This is a genomic window from Flavobacterium tistrianum (assembly GCF_003254545.1).
GTDB classification, from domain to species: domain Bacteria; phylum Bacteroidota; class Bacteroidia; order Flavobacteriales; family Flavobacteriaceae; genus Flavobacterium; species Flavobacterium tistrianum.
Map to the genome: position 1 here is coordinate 1 of NZ_QJRH01000044.1, position 11,645 is coordinate 11,645.

An 11,645-nucleotide genomic window follows, 5' to 3' on the forward strand; every position below is an offset into this window, starting at 1 on the left:
AAATCGTCCATATCTAGATTGCCTACTTCAGGGTCGTAATCTCCCTTGCGGATCAGCTTCATTATATTTCCGTTTTTGTCATAAGACAGATTCTCGTCATAGGCGCTTGTAGTCATACCGTTCTTTTCATATACGGCATTTGTAAGACGATTCAGATTATCATATTTATAGCCATAAGCCCTTTCGTTTAAATCGGAAGCCGTTTTCCAGAATGTTTCTGAGATGTTTCCATTGTAGAGCGCCCTTACATCTGATATATCGGTCTGTGTGGTTTCGTAATTGATCTTGAAGGCAAATAAATCGACAGGGTCTGTATCCTGCTGCAGATTGCTTGTTTTATTAATTTCTTTCAGCCAGCCCCTAATGTTATACTTATAGTCCACTTTCTGAAGCGGGTTTCCAACGCTATTTCCCACTTTCTTGCTTACAAGCTGACCTAAGGCATCGTAAGTATTGTCAGCCAAAAGTTCTACTGTTCCGCCATTTACCTGATGTGTATGAGTAAGCAGACGGTCTTGAGGAGAATAGCTGAATTCTTCTCTTACCGCAATCTCTAGATTGCCAGAAGTTCTTTTGTGTTTTGTTACTGTATAGAGTATTTTTCCTGTAAAATCAAGCTTGCTTTCGCTTGAAGCATAACCTCCTAAATAGTTTTGAAGATAGTTTTTTACCGGTCTTGCCTTATCATCATAAAATATTGTGCTGGTTTCGCCTGCTGTTGAAGAAGATGCAGTCACCGCTCTTGTCCAGCTTCCCGAAGACAAACCTTTTACATTTGCTAGGATAGGCTGCCCTTCTACTGAGGTCGGAAGTCCCTGTGCGTTTGGAAATGCATAATCATCATAATAATTAACGGTTAAAAGCTTAAAGCTTGTCGGCGCTATGACATTGCTGTAATGCGCTTCGATTCCGTCAATTGTTCCAGAAGTCTGTTTTGTTTCAAATAAAACCGTCGCAGCATTCTGTGCGTCCTGCAGAGATTTTCTCGTGGCAGGATTTGATGTCTGGCTGCTCCAGCCTGTATAAATAGGCCTGCTGAAAGCATCGTATTTTGTAATAATCCATCCTAAGGCATTTTCGTCTTTAAAAGGAGAATATGCCGGTCCGGTAGCAACCGGTCTGTCCAGTTTGTCATAAACAATAAACTCCCATTGCTTGCCTGGAAGTTTTTTCTCTACCAGACGGTTTTTATTGTCGTATTTGTATTGGTAGCACAAACCATTCAAGATATCCGGATTAATGGTTCCTTCGGCTTTTGGCGGAATTACATACGTCAGGTTTCCGTAAACATCATATACATAATAAGTATCATGCCTGTCTCCTCCGTTGTAGGTTCGTTTTAATACAATCTGTCCTTCTTTATTTTTAAACTCAACGGTAGACCCCAATCCCTCGACAGGACTGCGCGATGTGTTCTCATCATAGGTAATGCTTTTATATAATTGGTTCTCTTGATAATAATGTCCTTCATCTAAAAGAGAAATACCATAGAACCCTGAACCTTCATCCCAAGATGCCGTTGCTTGATAAAGTTTTACCGCATCAGCTTCAAGATTGCTCTGGTATTCCATTTTTATTTCGTTCCCACTGCCCATTATCCATGGATTTCCAGGCGCTGCCTGCTTTAAAACTCTGTTTAGCGGAGAAGACTCCAGTTCTTTTCGCGAATATGGATTAGAAGTATTATCATATTTATCTGTATTATAAAAAGCTTCAGCATTATCCTTCGCATTGGCTTCAAATGCCATACTAGCCGAAGATGATTCATACGGCAAATACTCCTGAAACCCTCTGCCTAAATTATCATAGCCAATATGAGTGATAATATCCTTACCGGCAGTGGATTGCCTGTTGGCAATTTTTTGCACAGGTCTTCCCAGCCCATCAAAATAAGTAATACTGGTTTGTGCCTGTTCCAATGAGGGAGATTCTAAAACAGCATCAGTTGGTTCTTTGTAAATTTTACTAATAACATAATTCTGGTCGGAAGGTGCAATGATATTATTGCAATCTGAACTGGTGCCAAAAACAAAAGGACAATTATCTGTATTGTTTCGCACAAATTTCCCAGTCGGCATTGTACATTGCTGAACATAATTTGACGGATCTCCTAAACCATCTGAATCATTGTCAGCATACCATTTTGTATCTGGATTTAAAGTATTATCACCGTCATTGCAGTCTAAATTGTTAATTACATAACCATCTGGAATTTTACTGTAGAACACACTTGAAGCAGGATTTCCAAAACCATCCTTATCTACATCCTGATAGAATGTTTGCGGAGCTATGTCAGTAATATTTCCGGTGCTATCATCATAATCTGCTGCATTAGACACGTAGCCTATCGGCTGCGTACAGCCGATAATCGTTGCTGAAACCAATCCAAATCCATCTCCATCTGTATCTCGATACCAAACTGAATTTGGATTAAGCGAAATAACAGCATCATTACAGTCCGCATTGTTGTCAACATATCCCTCTGGCTGCAGACAGCTCAACAGCACTACATTATTGTCTCCAAAACCATCTTTATCAAAGTCGCGATACCATCTTGTCTCGGGATTAATCATTTTATTGAAGTCATTGCAATCTAAACTATTAGCAACATAACCTGTCGGCATATTGCTATAATATACATAATTTGCGGGATCTCCAAAAGTATCAGTATCGTAATCTCTGTAAAAATGCTGTGGGGCAATATTGGTAATATTATCTGTGGAATCATCATAATCAGATGCATTGTCCGCATAGCCTTCCGGTTTCTGACAACTTTTTGTCGTTACTGAGGCAACTCCGTAACCATCACGATCTACATCGCGATACCAAATTTTGTTGGGATTAACCGTATCATCAAAATCATTGCAATCAAGAGCATTGTCAATATATCCATCTGGAGCCATACTATAATAAACAGCGTTAAGAGGATCCCCAAAACCATCACGATCAAAATCTCGGAAATAATATCGAGGAGGAATATTGGTTATATTTCCGGTGCTATCATCATAATCTGCTCCATTAGACACATAGCCTATCGGCTGTGTGCAGCCGATAACTGTTGATGAAACCAATCCAAATCCATCCCCATCCGTATCTCGATACCAAACTGAATTTGGATTAAGCGAAGTAACAGCATCATTACAGTCCGCATTGTTGCTAACATATCCATCTGGCTGCAGACAGCTCAACAGTACTACATTATTATCTCCAAAACCATCTTTATCAAAGTCGCGATACCATTTTGTTTCGGGATTAATCATTTTATTGAAGTCATTGCAATCTAAATTATTAGCAACATAACCTGTAGGCATATGGCTATAATACACATAATTTGCAGGATCTCCAAAAGTATCAGTATCATAATCTCTGTAAAAATACTGCGGGGCAATATTGGTAATATTATCTGTGGAATCATCATAATCAGTTGCATTGTCCGCATAGCCTTCCGGTTTCTGACAACTTTTTGTCGTTACCGAGGCAACTCCATAACCATCACGATCTACATCGCGATACCAGATTTTGTTGGGATTAACCGTATCATCAAAATCATTGCAATCAAGAGCATTGTCAACATATCCTGCCGGAGCTACACTATAATAAACAGTGTTAAGCGGATCCCCAAATCCATCACGATCAAAATCTCGGGAATAATATCGAGGAGGAATATTGGTTATATTTCTGGTGCTATCATCTTGATCTTCATAATTGAGAACGTACCCCTCTGGCTGATAACATGTTTTTACATAGATTTCTCCCGATCCGAAAGTATCGCCATCGCCATCACGATACCAATAGGTATTTGGATTAATTTCCCTAAGACCATCATTGCAATCTAAGCTGTTGGTAACATACCCAGCGGGCATATAACTATAGTATACCGCTACTGAAGGATTGCCAAAACTATCTCCATCTCTATCCTGATAAAAATATTGTGGAGCAATATTGATAATGTTTCCTGTAGAATCATCATAATCAGACGCATTTCTGACATATCCAGTTGGCTGCAAGCATTGGGTCAGAACAATTGATGAATTTCCGTAAGTATCTCCATCTGAATCACGATACCATTTTGTATTAGGATTAATCGTTCCATCGTTATCATTACAGTCGGTATTATTTGTAACGTAATATATGCTGGGCCTTACACTATAGAGGCGACCTTGAGTGCTTCCAAAAGTATCGAGATCCTGATCCAGATAATACATAATCGGAGGGATATTGGTGATATAACGGTCATTATCGTCCAAATCAACATTATTATCTACATAACCTTCGGGCTGATTAACACTTTTAATAGGCTGGTATTCTAGCCCCTTCTCCCCAAATCCATCTCCATCAAAATCCATATACCAGTATGTTGCAATACCTCCCCCAGATCCTGCCATAGTAGTCATGCCAGATTTTGCGTCTTGCCCAAAGCAAAAATTTACAATAATTAATAATATTGCTGAGAATAGTTTTCTTTTCATAAAATTTTATCTTAAGCTTTACAATTTTAAAACCATTCCATTCCTAAAATATATGGAGATAAAGAATTGCTATTTGAAAAAGCTTTGGTGTTGTATGTATTTTTGATTGATTGCTGCAGATCTTCGTATTTACTGAACTGTATTGAGCTAGCTAAAAATTTGGATCTTCGAAGTTTTTTTGCCAATTATCTGCCCGTTATTCTTTTAATAACTTTAACCGAGTCAGTCCTAACATCCGTTTTTACATTTATAATGTAAACCCCTTCAGCATATCGGCTTAAGTCTACAGGGACTGTTCTGCCTGAAATTGAAAAATACTGAAGTGTACGGCCTGCCATATCCACTACAGCTGCTGTCCCTTCTTTAAAATCATATCCGATTATAACATTTGTGTAAGTGGAAACAGGATTAGGAATTGCTTCAATGCTTGATTTCACTTTTTCTATTTTTGCTTTATCTTTAAGCTTGACAACCCAGAAATCATTAGACCCAATGTTAGAATTTTTATCTTTTGAAGAGCCCGAATTTGAAGTCCCAGCCATTAAATATCCTCCATCTCTGGTTTCAATCAGTTTGCGAAGTATGTCTTCGCCACCGCTTCCAACACTTTTATTCCAGATTTCACTACCTTCATCATTAATTTTTAAAGCTATGTAATCGTTTATGCCGTCTTTTTCTTTGGCAACCATTCCGACTGCTTTTGACACTAAACTGCCACCTCCAGATTTTGGCCCTGAATTGCGGGCATGCCCTCCAATTAAATAAGTATTATCTTCATTTTCAACAAGCGAGGTTAAAATATCTACTTTACCAAAATCAAAAGTTTTGCTCCATACTACTCCCCCTTCTTTATCCAACTTAAGAATCCAGTAATCTGTTCCGTTGGCAACGATGCCTCCTTCTGTTGTCAATGCATTGGAACTGTTAGAATTTCCTCCTAAAATATAGCCTTCGTCTTTAGTCTGATGAATCACGTAAGGCTGGTCATCTCCATCACCTCCGTAAGTTTTCTGCCACTGGATTATTCCTGTGTCATTTATTTTCAAAACCCAATAATCGCCAACGCCCTTATTTGCTTCTGTTTTGTCGCCAGAAATAGGAGAATTAGAGTATCCTGCAAGAATATAACCATCATCCGAAGTCTGTTCCATACTTCTTAAAATATCAGAATATTGGCCTCCATAAGTTTTCTGCCATTGAATAAGGCCTTCTTTGTCTAATTTGACAACCCAGTAGTCCATGCTTCCTCTGCACTTTTCAGATTTAGAATAGATATCTGCCGCAAAAGAGATTTCATCCAATTTTGAAGCAGAAATCGAATTTGGGCTTGAACTTGAAGATCCTCCAAGAATATAGCCTCCATCTCTTGTCTGAAAAGCGCAGAGCAATTCATCCTGACCGCTTCCTCCAATTGTTCGCTGCCATTGTTCGTCTCCCGCGGCGTTTAATTTTATGACCCAGAAATCAGAAAGCCCTTTACAAGGATCTTTTTTCTGAAAACCCTTTGAAGAGCTGGAACTTCCAGCAAGAATAAACCCGCCGTCTCTAGTATTTTTAATGCTCTGAAGAAAATCAAAGCCAGTGCCTCCGAAACTTTTCTGCCAATCCTGCTCTCCATTTTCTTTCATCTTCCAAACCCAAAAATCTAAGTCTCCATGATTGTCCTCTGTTTTGTTTCCTGTTTTGTTTGAAAGCGAGCTTCCAGCCAAAATAAAACCATAATCAGCTGTCGGTTGGGCATCAAAAAGGTAATCAGCATGTGTGCCTCCGTAAGATTTCTCCCAAAGTATATCTTGAGAACGGGCAAAAAAAGACATAAAAAAAAGTAATGGAAAGTAAAGTTCCTTCATATTCATTTCGTAGGATTTGTATTTGCTTTTTTAAAATTCGGAGGCGAAACTAATAGTTTTTTTATTAAATTCTATAAGAAATTCCGTAAATTTTTAACTAGTGTCTAATAAAAAACCAAAGATTAAAAAAAATACTTTAAAAAAAACACAGTGGAGGCAAGCGATAAAACACAAGTCCCTATACGAAAATAAACGATTGCCCATTTTCGTGAATAATAAAAAAATAGTCGTTAACAATAAAAAACCGCAAACAATAACTCTAAAAAAAAATTAATGAATGCTAATTTTAACATTTCATCATTACTGCTTAAATATTCGTTAAAATGAATTAATTCTTCATTAATACACTAATTCTGTCAGCAAACATGGGGATTAAATAAAAAAAAGAAAAAATATTTTAAAAAAAACATTGAACAGTAGTTAAAAAAATTAAATTTGTCGGATTTTTACCAAACATATTTATCCTAAAAAACATTGGAGATTTTGAATTATAAAATTAAAGCCGAGAAAAAACTTTTTGATAAAAACACATTAAACAGAATTGCAACTGCGTTTACGGCGGTAATCTGCTGTAATTTGCTATCAGCCCAGACTGGCGAAAAAGATAGCTGGACCACAATCTCTGATTTCATGCCTAAATCGCCCGAAGCGCAGGCATTCCAAAAATACGGTGACTATAATGTTAATTTCGCTAAAGGGCTTGCCAACATTTCAGTGCCACTACACACTTTAGAAGCAGGCGATTATAAGCTTCCGATCTCGCTTAACTACAATCCTTCAGGCATCAAAGTTAACCAGGAAGCCACTTGGGTCGGATTAGGATGGACCCTGCAGGCAGGAGCTCAAATAACCCTTGATGCTAGGGATAGTCCCGACGAAACAGTAGATGAAACTATGCCTGATTTAGATGCAGTGTCCAACTTGTTAAACCAGACACCGCCATGGGACTATTGCAATTATGAAATATCGCGTCTTAGAAATAATTCCTGGATTAAAGATGTATATCATTTCAGCTCGCCAACCGCACAAGGAAAGTTTATTATTGGAGATGTCCAAGATGCAAACAAAATTTTAATCTATCCTCCTGATGCTTTTAAGGTGGAAACTTCAGAAAACAAACATAATCGACAATTCAAGATTACCGATCCCCAGGGCAATGTATACCTGTTCAATAGCACGAGAGAAACTTCAAAATCAGTTGGCGTGGAACATGACACCAATTACTATACTACGGCTTGGTATGTTGATCAGATAAAAACACCATCCAACAATACCATCGATTTTGCCTATACAAATGACGGCTGGCATTCCAATACCAGTACAAATGATCAGATCATCGTTTCAAAAACTTACAGTGACTGTAGTCCTGGAGCTCCGCAAACAGAAATAATGACTGGTTCCATAAAACGAAATTCCATTAACTCTACCAAAACATACAAACTTAGTTCTATAACTTATAAAGATTTCAGAATTTTGTTTGTTGCACAATCCGGAAGACTAGATTTAGCGTCTCCAAGTTTATTGGATCAGGCCCGTTTTCCTACTGAAAATGTAGTTCCTGCCTATCTAAAATTCATAAAAATCCAAAACAAGGTTAATGGTGTTTTTGCTGACAGTAAAGGATATGAACTAACCTACAGCTATTTCGATCCTGGGGGAACAGAATTAGAGTATGTTCGCAAAAGATTAAAGCTTTTAGCGGTAAATGATCTAATCGACGACAACATAGCTACAAAGTTTACATATTCTGACACCACTCTTCCGTCAAAAAATTCCAAAGAAATGGATGCTTGGGGCTATTACAATGGAGCAAGCAATAACCTTACTCTAGTACCGCGACAACATATTTGGCTTAACAATGGAAAAGTAACTTTAGGTTCTGCTAATCGTGATGTGAATGCAGATGCTGCACAAGCAGGAATCCTTACCGAAATACAATATCCTACTAAAGGCAAAACAAAGTTCATTTATGAATCCAATTCCTATTTTGGCGTAGATGAACTCAATAGAAACAGAGAAGTTATCGAAAACTCGCATGTAGTTCAAGGAAAAGGCTCTCCCCTTAGCACTTTAGAAGAAGATTGCGACAGCTGTTTTGTTTACAATGAAATTAAATATGACCTTATTGATGCAAGTGCCAGACTTGCTTTTAAAATTAACTATACAGGAAATTTAACCTTAAACAAATATCAATATGCCAGAGTTAGGGTTTATAAAAATGGCAGCAACACCCCTATTTTTGACAGTTCAAAAGTCCGCTCCTCTATGGCTTTTGATGAATCCGTTAATCTAAGCGGTTCGGGATCGGTCTATATTGAGGCTTTTGGCCAAGAAATGAGTGTCCGAGATCTTCAATTGATTTACATTAAAGTAGATGATATTCCAAAAAATGTATTAGGCCCAGGGTTAAGAATCTCCGCAATAGAAAATTATGCCGATAATTTGACGCTTGCAACCAAAAAAACATATACATATTCTATTCCCGACCAAGGCAGCAAAAGCAGCGGCAGGCTGGTTTTTGATGCTGTTCGAAAATTTGACCCTGAAACCTTTAGAACCTATGAGAAAATAAGATGCGGAAGTCAGTTTGGAACGTTCTGGAAAATTGACTACAACACGATATACAGTGGCCAATCCCCTTATTTTTTAATGAACGAAGTATACTATACGGATGTAAAAGAAGAAAATATTGATTATACAAATGTTCTCAAAAATGGATATACTGCATATAATTATGACTTTACCCCTTCTTACAATAGCCAGGATGGCTCCATAAATATAGAATTTGACTGGCTGCGAGGCAACCTTTTAAGCAAAAAAGTGTACAATTCAAACAATAAAATACTGCAGGAAGAACAGAACGCCTATTTTGAAGACACCTCAAAAACTACAACTATTTCAGGAATAAAAATTTTCACAAGAGAAAAATTCATAACCTGCCCAAATGTTAATGGGCCACCCCCAAACATAGTCCCTTTCCAAAATATGGGATACAGATATGTAATCCCTTGGCATTATTTAAAATCAAAAACTATTACCGAAACATTCTATGATGCGTCTAACAATGTCAAGAGCACAGTGGTTAGCAGCACCAGTTTTAACTATAATAATCCAATGCATATGCAGTTAAGCAGCCAAAAAACCACTTCGTCAAAAGGAGAAACCTTGGAAAGCAGGTACTTCTATCCAGGAGACAGTGAGTTGGATGCCGAACCCTTAATGAGCAATTTGGTTGCGGCTAACAGATTGATCCCTATTAAAACCCAAAACTTTGTCAAATCGAATAAAATTTCAGAAAGCAAAAAAATATTCAAAGATTGGGGAAACCAATTGATTCAGCCTGAAATTATCCAGAGTTCTAAAGGAAACGCTCCATTAGAAAACCGTATTAGAATAGTGGAGCTTGACAATACCAATGGCAATCTGCTGCAGCAGAAACAGGAAAATGGAATTGACATCACCTATATCTGGGGATACAATGGAATATATCCAATTGCAAAAATAGAAAATATGTCCTACCAGCAGGTTAAAACTGCCTTAGGCATGAATGATGAAGCGATAAGGTCTCTAACTGAAGTGCCTTCGGGATTCAGAGCGCTTCTGCCCTCCAATTCATTTGCAACCACCTATACCTATAAGCTCGGTATAGGAGTAAGTTCTATTAATGATCCAAAAGGCATGACAACAAAATTTGAATATGACAGGCTTGGACGTTTAGTGCTGACAAGAGATCAAGACAATAAAATCATCTCGGAAAACAAATATAATTACAGGTATTAGCATTAGACTATTCACTGCCAAGCATCTAAAATTTATTAAAAAAAAATTTACAAAAAGCCTGAAATATATTTTTTCAGGCTTTTTTAAATTGCATTCAGTAAAGAAGCCAGTTAAAAAACTTAAAAATCCGTTAAGTTCAAATACTTGATTTATTAGATAAAGAATATAATACCACGCATTACCACTGTTAATTTCTGTAAACTTTTAACTACATTTACACTTCCCTTAAATCTTACCATGAAGCAAATTTTATTTACAGCTGCGATCCTTTTTTATTGCTCTGCCATGTCTCAGCATGTAAATCAGTCCAAAGGTTTTAAAGAAAACAAAGGCCAGATCGTGAATCAGGATGGCAAACCAAACAATGATGTTAAATTTTTATTGACGATGAACGGGTTAAACATTCAATTGCGCAAAAATGGTTTTTCCTATGACGTGTACGAAAAAAGAAGAGCCGATCAAATGCCTCCTTTGTCAGATATGAATAATATCGCAGCATCAGAATCTAACACAGATTACCAGCTCCACAGAATTGATGTTGATTTTATAAATGCTGCTCCCAATGCAAAACTTATTGCCTCCCACAAATCAAAAGACTTCAGCAATTACTACAATGTACCGGGCAATGCAAATGGAGTTATTGGAGTGCATGAATACGGGAATGTCGTATATAAAAATATCTATCCTCATATCGATATTGTTTTTACCGTGCCTGAAGATGCAAAAAAAGCAGTCGAATATAACTTTATTATACATCCTAAAGGAAAAATTTCAGATATAAAATTAAAGTTTAAGGGGGCTCGGACTAATTTAAAAAACAATAAAATTCAAATCTATACTGCATTTGGAATCATGGAAGAAATACTCCCTGAAAGCTGGATAGAAGAAAACAATCGTAAAAGAAAAATAGACGTTACGTATGATCAGGTTTCCAACAATATGTATGGTTTTAACGCTAGAGGCAAGATTCTCAATAAAACTGTGATTATTGATCCTGTGCCTGTTCGTTTATGGGGAACCTATCATGGAGGGGAAGGGGCAGATTTTGTCGCATCAGTTTTTACTAAAAACAACTTCAGCTACATAGGCGGCAATACTTTCAGCAAATTAAACATCGCATCAAATGGAGCCCATCAAAACAGTATTGGCTCATTAAACGCCTCCTATGATAGCTTTTTTGCGAAATTTAATTCCGATGGAACAAGGTTATGGGCAACATATTACGGAGGCGGCAAATCAGAAGATATATTTAAAATTGTCGTTTCGGATAATAATAATGTATATGTTGGCGGCTCGACAATGAGCGATAATAATATAGCAACTCCCGGCAGCCATCAGCAGGCACACGGAAACTATTGGGATGGTTTTTTAGCCAAATTTGACAAAGATGGAGTTAGGCAATGGGGCACTTATTATGGTGGGCAATTGAATGATGATGTTAAAAGCATCACCCTTGACTCCAATGAAAACATATACATTGTAGGCGCTACTTACAGTAAAGAAAACATCGCAGACATTTCTTCATTCAAAAGCAGTTTAGACAGCT

The 11,645-nt window shown here is 37.4% G+C and carries 4 protein-coding genes; 2 read left to right on the top strand and 2 right to left on the bottom strand.

Annotated elements, in window-relative coordinates; all coding sequences use genetic code 11:
• Both DMB71_RS00290 and DMB71_RS00295 read right to left on the bottom strand, forming a co-directional pair.
• A partial coding sequence (locus DMB71_RS00290; RefSeq protein ID WP_111362695.1) for a DUF6443 domain-containing protein occupies nucleotides 1–4,469 on the bottom strand: 4,469 nt, incomplete at its 3' end.
• Nucleotides 4,470–4,654: 185 nt separating this feature from the next.
• Nucleotides 4,655–6,286 carry a T9SS type A sorting domain-containing protein gene (locus tag DMB71_RS00295; RefSeq protein WP_239452879.1) on the bottom strand — a complete coding sequence of 544 codons (1,632 nt, stop codon included), beginning with the start codon at nucleotides 6,284–6,286 and terminating at the stop codon, nucleotides 4,655–4,657.
• 516 nt (nucleotides 6,287–6,802) lie between these two features.
• Between DMB71_RS00295 and DMB71_RS00300 the strand changes: the two genes are divergently transcribed.
• Nucleotides 6,803–10,099, top strand: coding sequence for a hypothetical protein (locus DMB71_RS00300; RefSeq protein ID WP_162614735.1), 3,297 nt, complete (start codon nucleotides 6,803–6,805; stop codon nucleotides 10,097–10,099).
• Between the two features lie 285 nt (nucleotides 10,100–10,384).
• Nucleotides 10,385–11,645 (top strand): DUF7948 domain-containing protein (locus DMB71_RS00305; protein ID WP_162614736.1); only part of this gene is annotated, 1,261 nt, incomplete at its 3' end.

What these genes read in the sequence shown, in the direction of transcription:
- DMB71_RS00295 (WP_239452879.1), bottom strand. Translation starts at nt 6,286, where the DNA reads ATGTCTTTTTTTGCCCGTTCTCAAGATATACTTTGGGAGAAATCTTAC.